The following is a 22,579-nucleotide window of genomic DNA, read 5'->3' on the forward strand; positions in this document are numbered from 1 at the left end:
TTGACGTCCGCGATCGATAGCCCTAACATCGAAGCGTCTGAAACGATTCATTCCTCAACGCGGAGGTGCGTACACCGATGTCGCCAGAACCGACCACCGACGTCGGCACACCGCCGCCGACCGCGCTCGCCCTGCGCCACGCCGCGAAGACGTTCGGTCCCGTCGTCGCCCTGGCCGACGGCACGATCGAACTGCGTGCCGGCGAGATCCACGCACTCGTCGGCGAGAACGGCGCAGGCAAGTCGACGCTCGTGAAGATCCTCGCCGGGCTCTACCACCCCGACGCCGGCGAGTTCACCGTCGACGGGCAGCCGGTCGCCTTCCGCACCGTCGCCGACAGCAAGGCCGCGGGCATCTCCGTGATCTACCAGGAGCCGACGCTCTTCCCCGACCTCACGGTCGCCGAGAACATCTTCATCGGACGCCAGCCGAAGGGGCGGGGCGGCCTCATCAGCCGTGGTCGCATGCGCGCCGAGGCGCGCGCGCTCTTCGAGCGGCTCGGCGTGCCGATCGACCCCGACCGCATCGCCGAGGGTCTCTCGATCGCCGATCAGCAGATCATCGAGATCGCGAAGGCGATCTCCCTCGACGCGAAGGTGCTCGTGATGGACGAGCCGACCGCGGCGCTCTCGGGGGTCGAGGTCGAACGCCTCTTCGCCGTGGCCCGCGGGCTCCGCGACGGGGGCGCCGGGATCCTGTTCATCTCGCACCGCTTCGACGAGATCTTCGCGCTCACCGACCGGATCACCGTCATGCGCGACGGTCGCTACATCAGCACGCATGACACCTCTGCCGTCACCACGCCGGAGATCGTGCGCGAGATGGTCGGCCGCGACATCGCCCAACTCTTTCCCAAGGTCGAGGCCGAGATCGGCGATGCCGTGCTCACGGTCACCGGGCTCTCGAGTGCGGGCGTCTTCAGCGACATCGACTTCGAGGTGCGCTCCGGCGAGATCGTCGCGCTCGCCGGACTCGTCGGTGCCGGCCGCACCGAAGTGGCGCGGGCGGTGTTCGGCATCGACGCCTACGACCGAGGCAGCGTCGAACTGCTCGGCCGTCAGCTGCGCCCGCACGATCCGCAGGCCGCGATCGACGCCGGCATCGGCTTCGTGCCCGAGGACCGGCGCAAGCAGGGGCTCGTCATGGACCTCTCGGTCGCGCGCAACGCAACGCTGACCCTCCGCAACTCCCTGGCCCGGTTCGGACTCATCAACGGGGCCCGCGAACGCGCTGCCGCCGTGGAATGGACGAAGCGCCTCCAAGTGAAGACGGGGTCGCAGGAGTATGCGGTCGCGACCCTCTCGGGCGGCAACCAGCAGAAGGTCGTGCTGGCCAAATGGCTCGCCACCGAGCCGAAGCTCCTCATCGTCGACGAGCCGACCCGAGGCATCGACGTCGGCACCAAGGCCGAGGTCCACCGGCTCCTCTCCGACCTCGCGGGGCGCGGCATCGCGATCCTCATGATCTCGTCGGAGCTTCCCGAGGTGCTCGGCATGGCCGACCGGGTCCTCGTCATGCACGAAGGCCGAATCACCGCACAGCTCGATCGAGCGAACGCCACACCTGAAGCCGTGATGCACGCGGCGACCGCCTCACGGGAGCACGCCGAATGACCGACACCGTCACGCCGACGCCCACCCCGGCACCCACGCCTCCGCCGGAGAAGTCCGCTTCCGCCCGTGGCGGACGCCTCACCGGGCTGCTGCGACTGCGCGAGTTCCCGGTGGCGCTCGCGCTCATCGTGCTCGTGCTCGTCACGTACCTCGCGAACCCGCTCTTCCTCTCGCCGCAGGGCACGAAGGACCTGCTGCTCAACGCGACGATCATCATCATCCTCGCCGTCGGCCAGGCGATCGTGATCATCACGCGCAACGTCGATCTCTCGGTCGGATCGATCCTCGGCCTCGTCGCGTTCGGCACCGGATCGCTCTTCGCGAACGTGCCCGGCATCCCGATCATCGCGGTCTTCGCGATCGGGCTCGCCTTCGGTGCGATCCTCGGGGCGATCAACGGTCTCCTCGTGTCGCTCGCACGTGTGCCCGCGCTCGTCATCACGCTCGGCACGCTGTACATCTACCGCGGCCTCAACAACGCCTGGGCCGGCGGCACCCAGTACTTCGCGGGCGACCGCCCCGAGGAGTTCGGCGCCCTCTCCGTCGACACGATCCTCGGCTTCCCGATCATCACGCTGCTCGCAGTCGTCGTCGTGGTCATCGTCGCCATCGTCATGGCGGGCACACGATCGGGGCGGGACCTCTACGCCATCGGATCCGACCCCGATGCCGCGAAGCTCTTCGGCATTCCCGTCGGGCGCCGGGTCTTCACCGCCTTCGCCGTGAACGGGCTCCTCGCCGGCCTCGCGGGCGTGCTCTACGCATCTCGCTTCAACTCCGTCGGAGCGACGACGGGAACGGGCCTCGAGCTCGACGTCGTCGCCGCGGCGGTCGTCGGCGGCGTCGCGATCTTCGGCGGCAGCGGCTCCGTGGTGGGAGCTGCGATCGGCGCACTCCTCCTCACGACGATCACGAGCGCACTCACGGCGCTGCGGGTCGACAAGTTCTGGCAGCAGGCGATCGTGGGCGTGCTCATCCTCGCCGCGATCATCATCGACCGCGTCGCGAGCATCCGAACCGCTCGCCGACTCCGACTCAGCGAGGCACGCGATGTCTGACACGCAGCACACCACCGAGATGGTGGAGCCCACCGCGACCTCGGCGGTCTCCGCCGACACGACCAAGACGCTCCGCGACGAGCCGCGCGGCCGCACCGGGTGGGCCCGGATCCTGCTCGGGCGCGATGCGATCATGATCTACCTGCTCATCGCGACGGTCATCCTCGCGATGGTCTCCATCCCTCGCTTCGCATCGCCCGTGACCACCGGCTTCCTGCTGCTGGACGTGATCCCGGTGCTGCTCATCGCGATGCCGATGACCCTCATCATCATCACGGGTGAGATCGACCTGTCGGTCGCCTCGATCGCAGGCCTCACGAGCGCACTGATGGGGGTGCTCTGGCAGGCCGGGTGGGACATCGGGATCGTGCTCGTCCTCGGGCTCGTGATCGGCGTGCTCGCCGGCATGTTCAACGGCTTCCTCGTCGCCGTCATCGGCCTTCCGTCGCTCGCCGTGACGATCGGCACCCTGGCGTTGTTCCGCGGGCTCGCGCTCGTCGTCATCGGCGATAACGCCGTCGCGAACTTCCCGCCCGAGCTCACGGGGTTCTTCACCTCCAAGATCGGCACGACCGGCATCCCCACCGTCATGATCGGCGTGGTGCTCGTGGTGGTCGTATTCGGTGTGATCCTGCATTTCACCCCGTTCGGTCGCGGCCTCTACGCCCTCGGGTTCAGCGCCGAGGCTGCGAGGTTCGTGGGCATCCACGTCGCCCGATCGAAGTTCTGGCTCTACGTCGCCTCCGGCGGCGTGTCGGCCCTCGCCGGCATCTTCTGGACGCTCCGCTACTCGAGCGCCCGCTCCGACAATGCGAGCGGGCTCGAGCTCGCGGTGATCGCTGCGGTGCTCCTCGGCGGCGTGTCGATCTTCGGCGGCAAGGGCTCGATCCCCGGCGTCGTCGCCGGTGTGCTCCTCATTGGCACGATCAACTACGCGCTGCGACTCGGACGTGTCTCCGACGTGGTGCTCATCATCGTCACCGGCACCCTGTTGATCGCTTCGGTCGTCGCACCGAGCATCTTCGATGCCGTGAAACGCCGACGCCACGATCGCCGTGTGCGTCGAGAACTCCCCCAGGCCCAGCCCTCGGGGTCGGTCCGCGCCTAGCACCTGGCGCACGAAGGAAGGAAGAGACAATGGAGTTGTTCCGCACTCGCACCGGCCGGGGCACACGCACCCGCCGGATCGCGACTATCGCCGCGACCGCGGCGACCATCGCCCTCATCGCCACGGGCTGCGCCACAGGCGGAGACTCGGGGTCAGGCGGCGGCTCGGGCGCCGAGGGCGACCAGACGATCACGTTCATCCCGAAGCAGCTCAACAACCCGTACACCGACGTCGTGCTCGGCGGCGGCGAGGAGGGCGCCGAGGCTGCCGGATTCGCCTCGAGCGCGGTCGTCGGCCCGCTCGACGCGAGCGCGTCGAGCCAGGTCTCGTTCATCAACGCCGAGACCCAGGCGGGCACGAACGTCATCGTCATCGCGGCGAACGACCCCGACGCGGTCTGCTCCGCGCTCGAGGAGGCGCGCAGCGGCGGTGCGAAGATCGTCGCGTTCGACTCCGACACGAACCCCGACTGCCGCGACGTGTTCATCAGCCAGGTCGTGGCCAAGGAGGTCGCGCTCATCCAGGTCGAGCTCATCGCCGAGCAGATCGGCGGCGCCGGCGAGATCGCGATCCTCTCGGCCACCGCGAACGCCACCAACCAGAACGAGTGGATCAAGTTCATGGAGGAGGAGCTCGCGTCGAACCCCGACTACGCCGACATCGAGCTCGTCGCGAAGGTCTACGGCGACGACGACGACACGAAGTCGTTCCAGGAGGCCCAGGGCCTGATGCAGGCGTACCCGAACCTGAAGGGCATCATCTCGCCCACGACGGTCGGCATCGCCGCGACGGCGCGCTACCTCTCCGAGTCGGAGTACAAGGGCAAGGTCGCGCTGACCGGCCTCGGGCTCCCGAACGAGATGCGCCCGTTCGTGAAGGACGGCACCGTCACCGAGTTCGCCCTGTGGGACCCGGCGCAGCTGGGTTACGTGGCGGCGTTCGCCGGCAAGGCACTCGCTGACGGCGACATCACCGGCGAGGTCGGCGAGACCTTCGAGGCCGGCGACCTCGGCGAGCGCGAGATCGGCGAGGGCGGCATCGTCATCGTCGGCCCGCCGACGGTGTTCAACGCCGACAACATCGACGACTACGACTTCTAGTCGATCGACCCGGGCGGATGCCGCGAGCCGCGGCCGCGGCATCCGCCCACCGTTCAGGCCCCCGCCTGTACGCCGTTTCGGAGTTCCGCCGTCTCGCCCGCCCAACGGGCGCACGGCGGCGGAGCTGCCGAATCCGTGGACAGACCCCCCACCTCACGAAGGAGTGACGATCCATGACCGACGCACCCGCACGCGACGTGAGCGGCCTGCTGCCGCCGAAGGCGCGACGCAAGCCGCGGATCGGCCTGGTCGCCGGCGGACTCGGCACCTACTGGCCGCAGTTCCCCGACCTGTTGCCGCAGCTGCAGGAGTCGGCGCGCTACGTGTCCGAGCGCTTCCGCGGAATGGACGCCGAGGTGACCGACGTCGGCTTCATCTCCGACGCGCAGGAGGGTGCGGCCGCCGGCGAGCGGCTGCGGCAGGCCGACTGCGACCTGATCGTGCTCTTCCTCACCACCTACCTCACCTCATCGATGGTGCTGCCGATCGCGCAGCGCGCGAACACCCCCGTGCTCGTCATCGACCTGCAGCCGACCGAGAAGATGGACCACGCCTCGTTCGACACGGGGGCGTGGCTCGCCTACTGCGGGCAATGCCCGGTGCCCGAGGTCGGCAACGTGTTCCGGCGGGCGGGCATCCCGTTCCGCAGCGTCTCGGGCTGGCTGCGCCAGGAGTCGGCGTGGCAGCGCATCGAACGCTGGATCAACGCGGCGCACGTGCGCGCGGCACTCCGCCACGCGCGGCACGGGCTCATGGGCCACGTCTACCCGGGCATGCTCGACGTGTCGACCGACCTCACGCTGCTGCCCGTCACGTTCGGCTCGCACGTGGAGGTGCTCGAGTTCGATGACCTGCGGGTGCGCGTCGAGCAGGTCACCGACGCGGAGACGAACGAACGGATGTCCCTCGCCCGCGAGATCTTCACGCTCGACGACACCGTCAACGACGAGGACTTCGCGTGGGGCGCCCGCGTCTCGGTCGGGCTCGATCGCCTCGTGGAGGACTTCGACCTCGACTCGCTCGCCTACTACCATCGCGGACTCGACGGCGAGCAGCACGAACGCCTGGGGGCGGGCATGATCCTCGGAGCGTCGCTGCTGACGGCGAGGGGCATCCCCGCGACCGGCGAGTACGAGCTCCGCACCACGGTCGCACAGCTCGCGACGCAAGTCGTCGGCGCCGGCGGGTCGTTCTGCGAGATCCAGGCGCTCAACTTCGAGGACGGCGTCGTCGAGATGGGCCACGACGGCCCGGCGCATCTCGCGGTGTCGGCCCGCGACCCGCTGCTCCGGGGCCTCGGCGTGTACCACGGCAAGCGCGGCTGGGGCGTCTCAGTCGAGTTCGACGTGCAGCCGGGCCCGGTCACGCTGTTGGGGCTCGGTCAGGACCGCGACGGTGGCCTCGCATTCGTCGCGTCGGAGGGCACGGTGGTGCCCGGGCCGCTGCTCGCGATCGGCAACACGACCAGTCGCGTCGACTTCGGCCGCGACCCCGGCGAGTGGGTCGACGAATGGTCCGCGACCGGCATCGGCCACCACTGGTCGCTGTCGGTCGGTCATCGCGCCGGCGACTACCGCGCGGCGGCCTCGCTGTTGTGCATCGACTACCGAGAGGTGTGACCACGTGCACGGAGACGAAGGGCGCGCTCCTCATGGCGGAGCGGCGCAGCATGATCTACACTTGAAACGATTCATTTCCCACGAGGACGGAGTGCGAAGATGAGCGAGACCACTGCTCCGGGCGCCCCCGACTTCGAACGCGTGTGCTTCCAACTCCAGGTGAAACCCGAGCGCATCGACGAGTACCGCGAGCGCCACGCAGCCGTCTGGCCCGACATGCTCCGGGCGCTCGAGGCGACCGGATGGCACAACTACTCCCTCTTCCTCCGCGACGACGGGCTGCTCATCGGCTACGTCGAAACGCCGTCGATCGTCGACGCCCAGGCCGCGATGGCCCGCACCGCGGTGAACGCCCGCTGGCAGGCCGAGATGGGCGACTTCTTCGTCGACCTCGACGTCGCGCCCGACGAGGGCTTCCTCAGGCTCACCGAGGTGTTCCACCTCGAGGACCAGCTCGCCGCGCTCGACGCCGACGCGGCATCCGACCCCGCCCGCAGCGGCACCAGAACAGAAAGCAGCGACTCGTGAGCACCATTCCAAGCACCGTCCTCGACCAGCTCGAACTGCAGGCCGTCGAGCTGCCGAGCTGGGCGTTCGGCAACTCGGGCACGCGCTTCAAGGTGTTCGCGACGCCGGGCACCCCGCGCGATCCCTTCGAGAAGATCGCGGATGCCGCGCAGGTGCACCGCTACACGGCGCTCGCGCCGACGGTCGCCCTGCACATCCCGTGGGACCGCGTCGACGACTACGAGGCCCTGAAGCGCCACGCCGAAGGCCTCGGCGTCTCGCTCGGCACGATCAACTCGAACACCTTCCAGGACGACGACTACAAGTTCGGCGCGCTCACCCACGAGGACGCGGCGGTCCGGCGGAAGGCGATCGACCACCACCTCGAGTGCATCGACATCATGCACGCGACCGGCAGCCGCGACCTCAAGATCTGGCTCGCCGAGGGCTCGAACTACCCGGGCCAGGCCGACCTGCGCGGCCGGCAGGACCGCCTGCACGAGTCGCTGCAGGAGATCTACGCCCGTCTCGGCGACGAACAGCGCCTCGTGCTCGAGTACAAGTTCTTCGAGCCGGCGTTCTATCACACCGACGTGCCCGACTGGGGTACCAGCTACGCCCAGGTCGCCGCCCTCGGCGACAAGGCGATGGTCTGCCTCGACACCGGCCACCACGCGCCGGGCACGAACATCGAGTTCATCGTCATGCAGCTGTTGCGCCTCGGCAAGCTCGGCTCGTTCGACTTCAACTCGCGGTTCTACGCCGACGACGACCTCATCGTGGGCGCCGCCGACCCGTTCCAGCTGTTCCGCATCATCTTCGAGGTGATCCGCGGCGGCGGCTTCAACCACCCCGACGTGGCGTTCATGCTCGACCAGTGCCACAACGTCGAGGACAAGGTGCCCGGCCAGATCCGCTCCGTGCTCAACGTGCAGGAGATGACCGCCCGCGCCCTGCTCGTCGACGCCGAGGCGCTGCGTGCCGCGCAGTTGTCGGGCGACGTGCTCGAGGCGAACCGCGTCTTCATGGACGCCTTCTACACCGACGTGCGCCCCGCCCTCGCCGAGTGGCGCGAGTCGCGCGGCCTGCCGGCCGACCCGATGCGCGCGTTCGCGGCATCCGGCTACCTCGCCCAGATCGCCGCCGACCGCGTCGGCGGCGTGCAGGCCGGCTGGGGGGCGTGATCATGACGAACCAGGCAGCGGCCGAGCTCATCGCCCGGTCGAACCGCCTCGGCGCCGACCCGAAGAACACGAACTACGCGGGCGGCAACACCTCGGCCAAGGGCACCGAGACCGACCCGGTCACGGGCGAGCCCGTCGAGCTCCTGTGGGTGAAGGGCTCGGGCGGAGACCTCGGCACCCTCACCGAGCCAGGCCTCGCGGTGCTGCGGCTCGACCGGCTGCAGGCGCTGAAGGGCGTCTACCCCGGCGTCGACCGCGAAGACGAGATGGTCGCCGCGTTCGACTACTGCCTGCACGGCAAGGGGGGTGCGGCGCCGTCGATCGACACGGCCATGCACGGCCTCGTCGACGCGGCACACGTCGACCACCTGCACCCCGACTCGGGCATCGCGATCGCGACCGCCGCCGACGGCGAGGCGCTGACGGCGAAGATCTTCACCGACGCCGCGGGCGTGCAGGAGGTCGTGTGGGTGCCGTGGCGGCGCCCGGGCTTCCAGCTCGGGCTCGACATCGCCGCGATCAAGGCCGCGAACCCGCAGGCGATCGGCTGCATCCTCGGCGGCCACGGCATCACCGCCTGGGGCGACACCTCCGACGAGGCCGAGGCGACCTCGCTCCGGATCATCGACACCGCGGCCGCCTACCTCGCCGAGCACGGCGACGCGCAGCCCTTCGGGGGCGTGCGCGCCGGCTACGAGGCGCTGCCCGAGGCCGAGCGCCGCGAGCGCGCCGCCGCCCTCGCCCCGACGATCCGCGGCATCGCCTCGCACGACCGGGTCATGGTCGGCCACTTCACCGACGGCGACGTCGTGCTCGACTTCCTCGCGAGCGAGAAGGCCCCGGCGCTCGCCGCGCTCGGCACGAGCTGCCCCGACCACTTCCTGCGCACGAAGGTCAAGCCGCTCCTCCTCGACCTGCCCGCGACCGCGACGACCGAGGAGCAGCTCGCCCGCCTGCACGAGCTGCACGCCGAGTACCGTGCCGACTACCAGGCCTACTACGACGCCCACGCGGACGCGTCGAGCCCCGCGATCCGCGGCGCCGACCCCCTCATCGTGCTCGTGCCGGGCGTCGGCATGTTCTCGTACGGTGCGAACAAGCAGACCGCGCGCGTGGCCGGCGAGTTCTACGTCAACGCGATCAACGTGATGCGCGGCGCCGAGTCGGTCTCGACGTACGCCCCCATCTCCGACGCCGAGAAGTTCCGCATCGAGTACTGGGCGCTCGAGGAGGCCAAGCTCCAGCGGATGCCGAAGCCCAAGACCCACCAGGGCCGCATCGCCCTCGTCACGGGTGCCGCGAGCGGCATCGGCAAGGCCATCGCGACCCGGCTCGCGGCCGAGGGGGCGTGCGTGGTCGTCGCCGACCTCGACCTCGAGAAGGCGCAGGCGGCCGCCGCCGAGCTCGGCTCGAGCGATGTCGCGATCGGCGTCGCCGCGAACGTCGCCGACGCCGACGCGGTGCAGGCCGCACTGAACGAGGCGGTGCTCGCCTTCGGCGGCGTCGACCTCGTGGTGAACAACGCGGGCCTCTCGCTCTCGAAGCCGCTCCTCGAGACGACCGAGAAGGACTGGGACCTGCAGCACGACGTCATGGCGAAGGGCTCGTTCCTCGTGTCCAAGGCCGCCGCCCGGGTGCTCATCGACCAGCGGCTCGGCGGCGACATCATCTACATCTCCTCGAAGAACTCCGTCTTCGCCGGGCCGAACAACATCGCCTACTCGGCGACGAAGGCCGACCAGGCGCACCAGGTGCGCCTGCTCGCGGTCGAGCTCGGCGAGCACGGCGTGCGCGTCAACGGCATCAACCCCGACGGCGTCGTGCGAGGGTCCGGTATCTTCGCGAGCGGTTGGGGTGCCAACCGCGCCGCCACCTACGGCGTGAACGAGGAGGACCTCGGCCAGTTCTACGCGAACCGCACGATCCTCAAGCGCGAGGTCGTGCCCGAGAACGTCGCCGACGCGGTGTTCGTGCTCACCGGTCCCGAGCTCAGCCGCACTACGGGCCTGCACATCCCCGTCGACTCCGGCGTCGCCGCCGCGTTCCTGCGATGACCACGGGCGGCCGGGGCACGGCGGGCTCGGTCGCCGCGGTCGACCTGGGTGCGACGAGCGGCCGGGTCGTCGTCGGCCAGGTCGACCAGGCGGCCGGACGGCTCGAGCTCGAGCAGGTCGCGCGCTTCGCGAACGGCCCTGTCCGCCTGGCGTCCGGGCTGCACTGGGATGTCACGGGCCTCTACCGCGACCTGACGCAGGGCCTCGCCGAGGCGTTCCGCCGCGAGCCGGGCATCGCCTCGATCGGCATCGACTCGTGGGCCGTCGACTACGGGCTGCTGCGCGACGGACGCCTCCTCGGCGAGCCGTTCCACTACCGCGACGAGCGCAACGCGAACGCCGTCGACAAGGTGCACGCGATCGTGCCGTTCAGCGAGCTCTACCGACGCAACGGGCTGCAGTTCCTGCCCTTCAACACCGTCTACCAGCTCGCGGCCGAGCGGCCGACGGGATGGCTCGGCTTCGCCGACACGCTCCTCCTCGTCCCCGACCTGATCGCCTTCCAGCTCACGGGCGCCGCGGCGGCCGAGCGCACGAACGCATCGACCACCGGGCTGCTCGGGGTCGCGAGCGGCGAGTGGGACCTCGAGCTGATCGAGCGGCTCGGGCTCGAGGCATCCCTGCTGCCGCCCCTCGTGTCGCCCGGAGCCGCGATCGGCCCGCTTCGCCCCGCCGTCGCCGCCGAGCTCGGTGCGCCCGAGGGCGTCCAGGTGGTCGCCGTCGGCTCGCACGACACGGCATCCGCCGTCGTCGCCGTACCGATGCGGGCCGAGTCGGCCGCGTACATCTCGTGCGGCACCTGGGGCCTCGTCGGCGTCGAACTCGAGCAGGCGGTCACGAGCGACGCGGCGCGCGAGGCCAACTTCACGAACGAGGGCGGCGTCGACGGCCGCGTGCGGTTCCTGCACAACGTCATGGGGCTGTGGCTGCTCAGCGAATCGGTGCGCTGGTGGGAACGCGACGGTTCGCCGATCGCGCTCGGCGAGCTGCTGGATGCCGCGGCCGCCGTCGACCGTCCCATGCCGGTGTTCGACGCGAACGACCCCCGGTTCATGGCGCCCGGCGACCTGCCCGGCCGTATCGCCGAGTGGTGCGCCGAGCACGGCGTCGCCGCTCCGCAGACCCGGGCCGAGTTCACCCGTTCGATCGTCGAGAGCCTGGCGCAGGCCTTCGCCGATGCGGTCCGCGACGCCTCCGCGCTCTCGGGGGTCGGGATCGAGACGATCCACATCGTCGGCGGCGGCGCCCTCAACGGCCTCCTCTGCCGGCGCACCGCCGACCGAGCCGGCCTGCCGGTGCTCGCCGGCCCCGTCGAGGCGACGGCCATCGGTAACGTGCTCGTCCAGGCGCGGGCGCAGGGCTTCGCCTCGGGCGACCTCGAGTCGCTGCGCGGGCTCGTCGTGCGGGCGTTCGAGCCGGTGCAGTACGAGCCGCGTCGCTGAGTCGGGCGCTCGCAGCCTCGGGCGCGAGCCCGGCGCATCGGAAACGATCCGCCGACGTCGCTGCGGCATTTTCGGTCGAGGCATCCGCAGTGGCGGACACATCCGATCTTTAACGGGTCGAACCATCTCGCTTCATTGACGTCAGGCCGCGTGGTTTGGCATACTCACAGCAGAAGTTGCACGTTTCGAGGCCAATGGGGTTCGCGAAACCACGATGAATCATCAGATCTCTCGCGCAGTTCCATCGGCCGCCATCAGCTGATCACGCGAGCTCTGTACGAACGCGCCCGCCAGCTCGAAAGACGAGCAGGTGGGTCGGAGCTCCGCGGATCGACACCCGTGAAAAGGTCGGCATGTTCCTTCGAAATAGAGTCCTCCCGGCGCTGGCGGCGCTCATCGCGCTGCCACTGCTGGGTTCCACCATCACCGCTTCGAGTGCCCTCGGCTCACCGATCGATGAGTCCTCGCCGACCGCGCAGGCCACGGAGTCCGGCGGCGACGCACTGCGCATGTGGTACACCGCACCCGTCTCCGACTGGGAGAACCAGGCACTCGTGCAGGGCAACGGCACCACCGGCCTCATGGCGTTCGGCAACCCGGGGCGCGAGCGTCTGCACTTCAACGAGAAGACGCTGTGGCGAGGCGGGCCTGCCGCCGGCCGAACCTACCTCGGCGGCAACAAGGCCACCGCGCTCACGCCGGAGCAGCTCGAAACGTACCGGCAGGCACTCGACAGCAAGGCGACGAATGTCTTCGGCCTCCCAGCCACTGGCACCACCGGCGCCAACCGCCAGCTCACGAACCTCATGTTCGGCAACACCGGCGGCATGGGCATGTACCAAGACTTCGGCGATCTCTACCTCGACTTCGGCGCCGCAGGAATCACCGATGACGCCGCGTCGAACTACGTCCGAGACCTCGACCTCACCACCGCGGTCTCGACCGTGAACTTCGACCATGACGGCGTGCACTTCGAGCGCGAGTACTTCGTGAGCTACCCCGACCAGGTCGCGGTGGTTCGCCTGACCGCGTCCGAGCCGGGAAAGCTCAGTTTCACGACGTCGACCGCGGCGGCGAGCGGGCTGAGCACGATTGCCACGGCCGACGCGGACGAGAAGCGGGTCACCCTCGCGGGGCAGGTCGCTGACAACCAGATGCGGGCCGAGATGCAGCTCAAGCTCGAGAACCAGGGCGGAACGGTCTCGAGCAGCGATGGGCGCACACTGACGGTCACCGCCGCCGACGAGGTGACGCTCGTCTACTCGACCGGGACGGACTACGAGAACGAGTACCCGACGTACCGAGGCGAGGATCCTCACGCCGAGCTCACCCAGCGCGTGGACTCCGCCGTGGCCGACGGGTACGAGGTCGTACTCGACCGTCACCTTGCCGACTACCAGGAGCTGTTCTCCCGGGTGAACTTCGACGTGGGCGCGACGGTGCCCGACATCCCGACCGATCAGTTGATGCGCGACTACCGCGCCGGCGAGCACGATCTGGCGGTCGACCAGTTGGCGTACCAGTTCGGTCGCTACCTCAGCATCGCCGGCTCACGAATCGGAGACCTTCCCACCAACCTCTGCGGACTCTGGATGATCGGCAGCGCGAACGCCTTCTGGGGCGCCGACTACCACTTCAACGTCAACGTCCAGATGAACTACTGGCCGGCGATGATCACCAACCTCGCCGAGACCCAGGTGCCGTTCAACGAGTACGTCGAGTCGCTCGTGATCCCGGGCCGGCTGACGGCCGAACGCTCGGCCGCCGTGAAGACCGAAGACTTCGCGAACACGCCGATCGGTTCCGGCAACGGCTTCCTCATCAACACCCAGGTGAACCCGTTCGGGCACACCGCCCCGATCGGTTCACAGGAGTACGGCTGGAACGTCGGCGGATCGTCGTGGGCGATGCAGAACCTCTACGACTACTACCTCTTCACAGGCGACGAGACCTACCTGCGCGACACCGCGTACCCCATGCTCAAAGAGATGGCCGAGTTCTGGAACGAGTACCTCTGGTACAGCCCGTACCAGCAGCGGCTGACTGTGGCTCCGGGCGTCTCGGCCGAACACGGTCCGACCGCCGTGGGCACCGCCTACGACCAGTCGCTGGTGTGGGAGCTCTATCGAATGGCGATCGAGGCCTCCGAGAAGCTCGGCGTCGACGCCGAGCTGCGCACCGTGTGGCAGGACAAGCAATCGCAGCTCGACCCCATCGCCATCGGGCAGCAGGGCCAGGTGAAGGAGTGGTACGAGGAGACCTCCCTCGGCAAGGCGCAAGCCGGCGACCTGCCGGAGGAGAGCATCTGGAACTTCGGAGCAGGAGGCTCGGCCAACCAGGGTTCGGTGCACCGCCATACCTCTCAGCTCGTCGGGCTGTTCCCGGGCACGCTGATCAGCAAGGACACTCCCGAGTGGATGGATGCCGCCATCACGTCGCTCGAGCAGCGAAGCCTGAACGGCACGGGCTGGTCCAAGGCGATGAAGATCAACATGTACGCCCGGACCGGCCTCGCCGAGGACACGTACTCGATGGTGCGGGCGATGCTGTCCGGAAACCGCAACGGGCTGATGGACAACCTGCTGGATTCCCACCCGCCGTTCCAGATCGATGGCAACTTCGGTCTCACCGCGGGCATGACCGAGATGCTCGTGCAGAGCCAGCTCGGCTACACGCAGTTCCTCCCGGCCCTGCCGAGCGCGTGGAAGGACGGCAGTGTCGACGGCCTCGTGGCTCGCGGCAACTTCGTGATCGGCATGGACTGGAGCGACGGCGAAGCGACGCGATTCGAGGTGACCGCACGCAACGGCGGCACCTTCGTCGGTGACCACCCGGGCATCGCGGAGACCACGGTGAAGGACTCCGATGGCAAGCTCGTGGCGGTGGCGGCCGACGGCTCCGATGAGATCTCGTTCGAAACGACCGTGGGCGAGACCTACACGATCGCCTTCGAACCCGACGGCCCCGGCTTCGACAACGCCGAGTGGCATGTCGACCGTGCCGAGGGTCTCGGCGAGATCACCGCCGCGGCAGCCGAGCAGGTTCGAGGGCACCTCGCCCAGGCGCAGCACCTCGAGTCGACCTCCGCGTCGAGCCGCGCGATCATCGCGCAGCTCGAGAACGCCGCCCGGAAGGGCAAGGCAAGCGCAGGGTTGGTCGACTCGTTGGACGCGCTCGCCGATTCCTACCGCTGAGTCGGCAGGGTGCGCCCGGTGATCTCGGTCACCGGGCGCACCCGGCGTTGCCGACGATCCCGCCGATCCCCACGAGGGTCGGCAGTCGGAATGCGAGCGTGGCTGTCAGTCGTCGGTCAGTGGACCGCTCCCCCGACGGCCCGCTCGTCGGGCTTGCCGGTATCGGCCAAGACGGCCTCGAGGCCGGCCACGAGGGCGATGACCATGTCGTCGATCCCCATCGACGGCTGGGCCGGATGGTCGGCGACCTGCTGCGGCGAGTACGGGACGTGGACGAAACCGCCGCGCTTGCCGGGGAACTCGTAGTCGATCAGGTACAGGACCTGGTACATGATGTGGTTGCACACGTAGGTGCCCGCCGTGTTGGACACCTGCGACGGGATGCCCGCCTTGCGCATCGCCGTCACCATCGCTTTCACGGGCAGGGACGTGAAGTAGGCGGCGGGTCCGTCCTCGCGGATCGTCGTGTCGATGGGCTGATACCCGTCGTTGTCGGGGATGCCCCCGTCGTCGACGTTGATGGCGACGCGCTCGGGACTGACCGCGAGACGTCCTCCTGCCTGGCCGACGCTGATGATCACGTCGGGGTCGTGCTCGACGACGGCAGCACGGACGACGTCGGCCGAGCGGCCGAACACGACCGGGATCTCGAGCTTGACGATCTCCGCGCCCGCGACGGAATCGGGCAGGGCGCTGACCGCCTGCCACGAAGGATTGGTCGCTTCACCGCCGAAGGGCTCGAAGCCGGTGATGAGGATCTTCATGTGATCCTTCCTCCCCCGAGTGAACGCCGAGGTCCCCGGATCACCTCACCGGACCCCGCGAACCCGGACGCCCGAAACGCCCGGAACCACGCTGGGACTCCGGGCGACCCGACGAGCTGACCGAGACGATCGACGGCTCGGACGACGAGGGCGGATACCGGTGCAGGAACGTCGGAGCTGCGCGGCGCCGTCGCGGGTCAGTTTCCGGCCGCCCGCAGCCAGAGATGCGGGCTCCGGGATGCGGCACCGGGTTCGAGCCCCGACACGTCGGTCGTCGGCGTGCGGACCAGCTGGCCCGAGACCTCTTCGCTCGCCGAGATGCCGGCCGCCTGCGCCGCCTTGAGCGCGCTCGCGCGCAGCTTGCGCCAGTCGGGCTCGCTGACCGGGACTCCGCTCATGTCGGCACCGCGCACGAGCACCAGCTGCGTGCCGGCCGGCCCGGATTCGAGACGCGCGACCGTCGAGGCGTCGGCCTCGATCTTCGTGGCCTTCATGTGCCACTCGAGGCGGGACGGGTGCTCCCAGAAGCGAGGCAGCGCCGCACCGTCGAGTGCGGCGGCCGCGGTGTCGAGGTCGACGGGGAACCGCACGACGGTCGCGAGCGACGCCAGCTTGCCGTCGACCCCCGTGCCGCTCGAGTCCTGCCACGTCTTGCCCGTACGGGCGGCGTCGGCGGCCGATGCCGAGGTTCGGCGAACCCACGCACGGGCTCCGATGAGAAGGAAGACGAGCACGATGAGCGCCCCGACGATGATGAAGCCCTGATACTCCTGCCAGAAGGTCATGCACGCATCCTATGAGCACCGAGTCGTGCGGATGGTCGCGTGTCGTAGCCCCACGACATCACCCGACGCCGCGGATGATGTCCATGAGTTCGTCGAGCCGGTAGCCGTGGCGTCGCGCGTACTCGACGAGCTCACGAGATCGGCGAACCACCTCGCCCCGCTCGGGAGAGCCGGCCACGGAGACCCCTCGACCCCGCCGGAACTCCAGCAGGCCCTCGTCGCGCAGGGTCCGGAACGCGCGCAGCACGGTGTTGGCGTTGACGCCGAGGACGGCGGCGAGGTCCTTCGCGGGCGGCAATCGGTCGCCCGGGTTCGCCTCGCCGTCGGCGATGGCACGGCGGATCTCGCCGGCGACCTGTTCGTGGAGGTCGACCGATTCGTTCTTGTCGACTTCGAGGTGCACCATGATGCTATCTATGCTAGCATCATCGAAGGAAGGGACGGATCATGGTGGTCACCGCACCGCCACGCCGGCCCGACTCCCACGATGCCGATTCCACCGTCGAGCCGGACCGGGGCGGCGAAGCCCACATCGAAGAAGCGAGACGAGGTCCGCGACGTCACGCGTCGCGTGCCGATCAGGGCGATGTCGAGGCACTGATCCGAGAGGCGCGCCACCGGGCGCGCCGCCGTCGCGTGGCGATCGGCCTGGTCGGCATCGCGGCACTCGCGTCGGCGACGTGGCTGGCCGTGCTCTCGTTCGGCGCCGCCGAGCCGACCGGTGCGAGCAGGCCGAACCTCGGGGCCGCACTCGTCGATGCGGTTCCGGCGAACCCCGGCGCGGGCGCCGAGCTCGTCGCCTCGTTCACCACGCACTGGTCCACCGGCGGGGGCGACGCCATGGTCTACGTGTACGACAACGGATTGGTCCTCTCCAGCGGACCCTGGAACGAGCGGCGCTTGACACCGCACGGCGTCGAACTGCTTCGTGCCGGGATCGTCGCGAGCGGCATCCTCGACCCCGACCGGCATGCGGAGGCCTCGGAGTCCGGGTCGGGCGCGTTCCTGCAGCTTCGCGTCGGCGGCACCCTGACGACGGCCTGGCAACCACGAGGGCGTGACGGAGATGCCGAGGTCGCGGAGTTCGACCGCGTCGTCATTCAGCTCAGGGACTTCGACGATTGGCTTCCGGCCGATGCCTGGGCGCAACGACCGACCACCCCCTACGTGCCGCCGGGATACGCGATCTGCTCGTCCGGGGACGAGGAGGGCGACCCTCCCCACGTGCACGACGCCGTGCTGCCGCTTCTCCCGAGGAACGCATCCGCAATACTCGCAGCTGGTCCGCGATACACCTCGATCGACCCCCGGACCGACGCCTACGCGGCGAGCCCGTCGTCGCCGAGTTACGACATCCTCGGCTGTCGCCAGGTCACACCGGCGCAGGCGCAATCCGTCGTCGACGCGCTCGTCCGTGCCGGATGGGGCGTCGAGGACTCCGGCCCGCCGCCCGAGGGCGAGCGGGTCCTGCTCGCCGTCCGCGAGCGCCTGGACCCGTTCACCATGTCGACCGAGTTTCCAGATTTCGGAACGGTGAACGTGGAGTTCCTCCCGATCCTGCCCCACGGCGTCCCCGAGTGCGCGTGCACCGGATGACGGGGTCGCAACGACCGAGGAACGTCCGACACCGGGACCAACCCGACCGCGCCGTGAAACGACGAAACCCCCGGCAGGACCGGGGGTTTTCGCGGTAGCGAGGGCGGGACTCGAACCCGCGACACCACGATTATGAGCCGTGTGCTCTAACCACCTGAGCTACCCCGCCGCGAGGCTTCCGGCCGAGACGCGAACGCTCGAACCGAGAACCAGAGCCCCGAGTCAGGATTGAACTGACGACCCCTTCCTTACCATGGAAGTGCTCTACCACTGAGCTATCGGGGCGTGTGCCGCATTCGGCAACCGTACGAGGATATCACCTCTCAGAGGGTGCTTCGTACCACTGCCACGAGCACGACGACACGCGCCGTCATCGACCCGGCGAGAGCCCCGAACCGCCGGGCGCCGAACCGCGGGGCACCGGCCTGCCGAGCACGACGCCCCGCCCGCTCACCACGCCGGCGCAGCGACGCCGGGCAGCGCCCACGCCCCGAACGCGGGCCCGTCGGCGATCGCGGCCAGGGCAGCGCCCGACGGCGCATCGGATGCCTCGAGCCGCACCTCGCCGAACGCGACGAGCGACTCGACGAGCGACTCGACGAGCGCCACCGGCAGCTCGACCGCAGTCGCCGAGCGTGCAGCCACGACGAGCACCGACTCGACAGCCGACTCGCGAACGAACGCGACGAGCTCGTCGGTGACCGCGAGCCAGCGGATGCCGCCGGTGGCGAGCACTTCGTGCGAGCGCCGCAGCTCGACGAGACGGCGGTACGCGTCGAGCACGGGCGCGACCGAGGCATCCTGTTCGGTGCCCCAGGGCATCGGCGTGCGCGAGGCCTCGCCGTCCTCGCCGGTGAGGCCGAACTCGTCGCCGGCCCACACCACGGGGATGCCGGGCATCGTGACGGCGAGGCCGAAACCGACCGGCACGGTGCCGGGGCGCGCGTTCGTCGCGAAGCGCGGGGTGTCGTGCGTGTCGAGGGCGTTCATGCCGCCGAGGCGGGTGCGCCACGGATACCCGGCGGCGAAGCGCAGGTGCGCGTCGACGAACTGGCGGCCCGTGAACACGGGCACCTGCGCGAGCGCGAAGCCGATGCCGCCGCCTGCGGGGCTGCCGGGCGCCTGCAGCCAGCTCCAGAGCGGCCGGGTGAAGGGGGTGTAGCTCATCGCGCCGTGCCACGCGTCGCCCTGGAAGTCGCTCGCACCGTCGTTCGTCGACTCGCCGAGCAGGATCGTGTCGGGGTTCACCGCGAGCATCGTGCGGCGGATCGCGCGGCGCACCTCGGCGTTCAGGTCGACGCCGCCGAGGCGGCCGGTCATGTTGGCGACGTCGATGCGCCAGCCGTCGAGCCCGAACGGCGCCCGCAGGTACTTCGCGACGATCGAGTCGGGGCCGTCGACGAAACGGCGGCGCAGCTCCTGCGACGACCAGTCGAACTTCGGCAGGCTCGGCACGCCGAGCCACGACTCGTAGCCGTTCGGCGCCGCGTCGTCGAAGTAGTAGAAGTCGCGCTCGGCCGAGTCCGGGTCGGCCTGCGCGATGCGGAACCACTCGTGCGCGTCGCCCGAGTGGTTCGAGGTCAGGTCGCCGATGACACGGATGCCGCGGGCGTGCGCCGCCTCGACGAGGCGAACCAGTGCGTCGTCGCCGCCGAGGAGCTCGTCGACGTGGTCGAAGGTGGCGGCGTCGTAGCGGTGGTTCGACCGCGCGGGGAACACCGGGGTCAGGTACAGCAGGTTCACGCCGAGGCCCGAGAGGTGGTCGAGCTTCTCGCGCACGCCGTCGAGGTCGCCCCCGAAGAACTGCGCCGAGCGCCCGGGCGGCACGGGGTCGAGCGCGTCGCCCCACTGCGCCGGGATCGCCCACTCGGGCGTCTCTCGCTCATCGGCCGTCGCCGATCGCGCGAAGCGGTCGGGGAACACCTGGTACAGCACGCTGCCCGAGACCCACTCGGGCACCGGCTCGTGCGCGACGAGCCTGAAGTCGTCGTGGTCGCGCGTCTCGATCTGCGAGAGCCCCACCTGGTTCAACCAGTGCTGACGCCCGTCGACGCCGACGAGGAGCCACCGGTAGCGGTGCACGGGGTTCTCGACCTCGACGCGCGCCTCCCACCAGGTCCAGCCGTCCTCCCCCGTCGCCACGCGTACGGCTTCGTCGAAACGCGGCTCCCGGTTCGGGTTCGAGCGCGTGCCGACCCAGGCGAGTGGGCCGAAGGCCTCGGGCACCCGCAGCCGCACGCGCACGGTCTCGCCGAGCGCGGGGCTCTGCGTCGAGACGTGCAGCGGCGATCCGTCGTGGTGGGGGGTCAGCATGGAGTCATCCTCTCGTGGCGTTCTTCGTTTCTCAGGAAGGTTTGCGAGCTTCTCAGGAATGGTTGTGGGGTCGGCACGGGATCAACACCGGGAATCCGCAGCGGATCAGCCCCCGACCCCTCCTTCCGCTCCTGACGAACGTGCCGCTGCGCACAGCCGCTCCTGAGAAACGAAATGTGGCCGTCGGGCAGAATGGAGCGTCGCCAGCGACCGCGACGTGAAGGGAGCGACGGTGGCCACCGGATTCGAGCTGATCGAACGCGACGGCGGGCTCGCCGCCTTCGCGGCCGCCAACGGCTGGGCGCACCGCGCGGTCGGCGACCCGCCGGCGCTCGGCGACGGCCTCTGGGAGCAGGTGTCGAACGGCACGGCGCACGACCAGGTCATCGCCGACGGATGGCAGACGGGGCACCTGCGCGGCGGCACCCGCAGCGCCGAATCGGTGCGCTTCACGAAGTCGGGTGTGAAGGTGACGACGCGCGTGCGGTCGAGCACGTCGCTGAGCGGCATCGACGTCGGCTACCTCGCGATCGCGCTGCCGCGGTACCTGCCGAACCTGATCCTCGACGCGGGCCGCAACGACGGCCTGCTCGGCTCCAGCCTCGCGCGTCCCCCGAAGGAGAACCAGCGGCTCTCGCTCGAGGGTGACTTCGACCGGCACTTCCGCCTCTACGTGCCGAAGGGCTACGAGCGCGACGCGCTCTACGTCTTCACGCCCGACCTGATGGCCCTGCTGATCGACGAGACCGGCGACCTCGACGTCGAGGTGCGCGACAACCTGCTGATCGTGATGAGGCCGGGCGGCTTCGCGTGGGCCGAGCGCTCGACCTGGGAGCGATTCGACCGTATCCGCGCGGTCGTCGGCGCGAAGTTCCACGACCGCACCGACCTGTACGTCGACGAGCGGGTGCCGGGTGCCGAGACGCCGGCCTCGCGCCTCGCGGCCGCCGCGGCCGGCGCTCCCGGCACGCCCGGCGCGACCGGCACCGCCTCGCCGAACGCAGTCGCCCCCGCCGGCCGCCGCCTGCGCCGCAAGATGGACCGCGCCACCGCGATCGGCATCGGCTTCGGCATCGGCGGCGTGGTGATCGCCATCGCCGCGGTCGTCGTGCCGATGATCATCATGGCCGCGTCGGGCCTCGAGATGGGCGAGTCGGTCTCGTTCTGAGGCTCCCCGCCGAGACTCGCCTGCGCGCGCCGGCGCCAGCACCGAGGCATCCACGTCGCTCGAACCGGATGAGCCGGCCGGTGCCGGCCGGCTCATCCGGTCCACGAAGCCCTCCAGGCGCGCGTCCTACTTGACCGCGCCGGCGGTGAGCCCGCCGACGATGTACTTCTGCAGGAAGAGGAACAGCGCGACGACCGGCAGCGCCGACATCACGGCCCCGGCCGAGAAGGCGCTCCAGTCGGCGTAGCGGGGGTTCGACACGAGCTTCGTGAGGCCGACGGCGAGCGTCTGCTTGTCGGTGTCGATGAGCAGCACGGATGCCACGACGAACTCGTTCACCGACGCGATGAACGACAGCAGCGCGACGACCGCGAGGATCGGGGCGACGAGCCGCAGGATGATCGTGAAGAAGATGCGCGCGTGCCCGGCGCCGTCGATCTTGGCGGCCTCGTCGATCGAGGCGGGCACGGTGTTGAAGAAGCCGTACATGAGGTACGTGTTCACGCCGAGCGCGCCGCCGAGGTAGACCATGATGAGGCCGAGGTGGGTGTTCAGGCCGATCGCCGGGAACAGGTCGCCGATGGTCGACATGAGCAGGAAGATCGCGACCACGGCGAGCAGCTGCGGGAACATCTGCACGACGACGATCGAGATGAGCCCGAAACGGCGCCCGGTGAACCGCATGCGCGAGAACGAGTACGCGGCGAGCGCCCCGAGGAACACGGTGCACACCGCGGTCGTGCCGGCGATGATCATCGTGTTCGCGAACCACGTCGCGAACGGCACCTGCGGGTCGGAGAGGATCCGCACGTAGCTGTCGAGCCCGATCTTCGAGAACAACGCGTTCGAGCCGGTCAGCGTGCCGTTGGGGTTCAGCGACGACGAGATCACGAAGACGATCGGGAACAGCGAGAACACGACCATCACGACGCCGACGATGTGGCGCCAGCCGGTCGCCGCGAACCAGCGGCCGAAGCTGAACGGGCGCTTCGGCAGCACGAGCGGCGCGTCGCCCAGCGAGGAATGCGCCCGCGTCGAGGCATCCGTCATCTCTTCGATCTCGCCCGCGGCGAG

The 22,579-nt window shown here is 69.7% G+C and carries 17 protein-coding genes and 2 tRNA genes; 12 read left to right on the forward strand and 7 right to left on the reverse strand.

Features of this window, described 5'->3' with window-relative positions:
• Positions 1 to 77: 77 nt before the first annotated feature.
• The 10 genes from ACFVAJ_RS05290 (at position 78) to ACFVAJ_RS05335 (ending at position 14,879) form a co-directional block, all read left to right on the forward strand.
• Positions 78 to 1,613, forward strand: coding sequence for a sugar ABC transporter ATP-binding protein (locus tag ACFVAJ_RS05290; RefSeq protein WP_376941821.1), 1,536 nt, complete (start codon positions 78 to 80; stop codon positions 1,611 to 1,613).
• Positions 1,610 to 2,671, forward strand: coding sequence for an ABC transporter permease (locus ACFVAJ_RS05295; protein WP_376941823.1), 1,062 nt, complete (start codon positions 1,610 to 1,612; stop codon positions 2,669 to 2,671). The genes ACFVAJ_RS05290 and ACFVAJ_RS05295 overlap by 4 nt, the downstream gene beginning before the upstream one ends.
• On the forward strand, positions 2,664 to 3,779 hold the full coding sequence (locus ACFVAJ_RS05300) for an ABC transporter permease (protein WP_376941825.1): 1,116 nt from the start codon (positions 2,664 to 2,666) through the stop codon (positions 3,777 to 3,779). The genes ACFVAJ_RS05295 and ACFVAJ_RS05300 overlap by 8 nt, the downstream gene beginning before the upstream one ends.
• A gap of 29 nt (positions 3,780 to 3,808) precedes the next feature.
• A complete protein-coding gene (gene rhaS, locus ACFVAJ_RS05305) occupies positions 3,809 to 4,879 on the forward strand; it encodes a rhamnose ABC transporter substrate-binding protein (RefSeq protein ID WP_376941827.1) in 1,071 nt (356 codons plus the stop codon).
• Positions 4,880 to 5,052: 173 nt separating this feature from the next.
• On the forward strand, positions 5,053 to 6,498 hold the full coding sequence (locus ACFVAJ_RS05310) for an arabinose isomerase (protein ID WP_376941829.1): 1,446 nt from the start codon (positions 5,053 to 5,055) through the stop codon (positions 6,496 to 6,498).
• A gap of 99 nt (positions 6,499 to 6,597) precedes the next feature.
• The gene (locus tag ACFVAJ_RS05315; protein ID WP_376941831.1) at positions 6,598 to 7,026 is read left to right on the forward strand and encodes an L-rhamnose mutarotase; all 429 of its coding nucleotides are present in this window, start codon (positions 6,598 to 6,600) and stop codon (positions 7,024 to 7,026) included.
• Between the two features lie 5 nt (positions 7,027 to 7,031).
• Positions 7,032 to 8,189 (forward strand): L-rhamnose isomerase, encoded by a 1,158-nt coding sequence (gene rhaI, locus ACFVAJ_RS05320; protein ID WP_376942478.1) that lies wholly within the window; start codon positions 7,032 to 7,034, stop codon positions 8,187 to 8,189.
• Positions 8,190 to 8,191: 2 nt separating this feature from the next.
• Complete coding sequence (locus tag ACFVAJ_RS05325) at positions 8,192 to 10,243, forward strand: bifunctional aldolase/short-chain dehydrogenase (protein ID WP_376941833.1); 2,052 nt, start codon at positions 8,192 to 8,194, stop codon at positions 10,241 to 10,243.
• Positions 10,240 to 11,685: a rhamnulokinase family protein gene (locus tag ACFVAJ_RS05330; RefSeq protein WP_376941835.1), complete on the forward strand. Its 1,446-nt coding sequence runs from the start codon at positions 10,240 to 10,242 to the stop codon at positions 11,683 to 11,685. The genes ACFVAJ_RS05325 and ACFVAJ_RS05330 overlap by 4 nt, the downstream gene beginning before the upstream one ends.
• A 353-nt stretch (positions 11,686 to 12,038) precedes the next feature.
• Positions 12,039 to 14,879, forward strand: a complete 2,841-nt coding sequence (locus ACFVAJ_RS05335; protein WP_376941837.1) for a glycoside hydrolase N-terminal domain-containing protein — start codon at positions 12,039 to 12,041, stop codon at positions 14,877 to 14,879.
• Between the two features lie 116 nt (positions 14,880 to 14,995).
• On the opposite strand, the gene pcp is transcribed toward ACFVAJ_RS05335, so the two are convergent.
• The 3 genes from pcp to ACFVAJ_RS05350 form a co-directional block, all read right to left on the reverse strand.
• The gene (gene pcp / locus ACFVAJ_RS05340) at positions 14,996 to 15,643 is read right to left on the reverse strand and encodes a pyroglutamyl-peptidase I (protein WP_376941839.1); all 648 of its coding nucleotides are present in this window, start codon (positions 15,641 to 15,643) and stop codon (positions 14,996 to 14,998) included.
• 197 nt (positions 15,644 to 15,840) lie between these two features.
• On the reverse strand, positions 15,841 to 16,428 hold the full coding sequence (locus ACFVAJ_RS05345) for a hypothetical protein (protein ID WP_376941841.1): 588 nt from the start codon (positions 16,426 to 16,428) through the stop codon (positions 15,841 to 15,843).
• Positions 16,429 to 16,486: 58 nt separating this feature from the next.
• Positions 16,487 to 16,834, reverse strand: coding sequence for a GntR family transcriptional regulator (locus ACFVAJ_RS05350; protein WP_376941843.1), 348 nt, complete (start codon positions 16,832 to 16,834; stop codon positions 16,487 to 16,489).
• Positions 16,835 to 17,064: 230 nt separating this feature from the next.
• On the opposite strand from ACFVAJ_RS05350, the gene ACFVAJ_RS05355 reads away from it, so the two are divergent.
• The gene (locus ACFVAJ_RS05355) at positions 17,065 to 18,024 is read left to right on the forward strand and encodes a hypothetical protein (protein ID WP_376941845.1); all 960 of its coding nucleotides are present in this window, start codon (positions 17,065 to 17,067) and stop codon (positions 18,022 to 18,024) included.
• Between the two features lie 95 nt (positions 18,025 to 18,119).
• Here ACFVAJ_RS05355 and ACFVAJ_RS05360 read toward each other — a convergent pair.
• The 3 genes from ACFVAJ_RS05360 to ACFVAJ_RS05370 all read right to left on the reverse strand — a co-directional run bounded on the left by ACFVAJ_RS05360 (position 18,120) and on the right by ACFVAJ_RS05370 (position 20,337).
• Positions 18,120 to 18,193: transfer RNA gene (locus ACFVAJ_RS05360), tRNA-Met, on the reverse strand.
• A 44-nt stretch (positions 18,194 to 18,237) separates the two neighbouring features.
• Positions 18,238 to 18,309, reverse strand: a tRNA-Thr gene (locus tag ACFVAJ_RS05365).
• Positions 18,310 to 18,474: 165 nt separating this feature from the next.
• Positions 18,475 to 20,337: a glycoside hydrolase family 13 protein gene (locus tag ACFVAJ_RS05370; protein ID WP_376941847.1), complete on the reverse strand. Its 1,863-nt coding sequence runs from the start codon at positions 20,335 to 20,337 to the stop codon at positions 18,475 to 18,477.
• Between the two features lie 232 nt (positions 20,338 to 20,569).
• Here ACFVAJ_RS05370 and ACFVAJ_RS05375 point away from each other — a divergent pair, with 232 nt between their 5' ends.
• Complete coding sequence (locus tag ACFVAJ_RS05375) at positions 20,570 to 21,505, forward strand: hypothetical protein (protein WP_376941849.1); 936 nt, start codon at positions 20,570 to 20,572, stop codon at positions 21,503 to 21,505.
• A gap of 126 nt (positions 21,506 to 21,631) precedes the next feature.
• Here ACFVAJ_RS05375 and ACFVAJ_RS05380 read toward each other — a convergent pair whose 3' ends face one another.
• Complete coding sequence (locus ACFVAJ_RS05380; RefSeq protein WP_376942480.1) at positions 21,632 to 22,555, reverse strand: sugar ABC transporter permease; 924 nt, start codon at positions 22,553 to 22,555, stop codon at positions 21,632 to 21,634.
• Positions 22,556 to 22,579 lie beyond the last annotated feature (24 nt).

Source organism: Agromyces sp. NPDC057679 (assembly GCF_042799635.1).
Lineage (GTDB): Bacteria > Actinomycetota > Actinomycetes > Actinomycetales > Microbacteriaceae > Agromyces.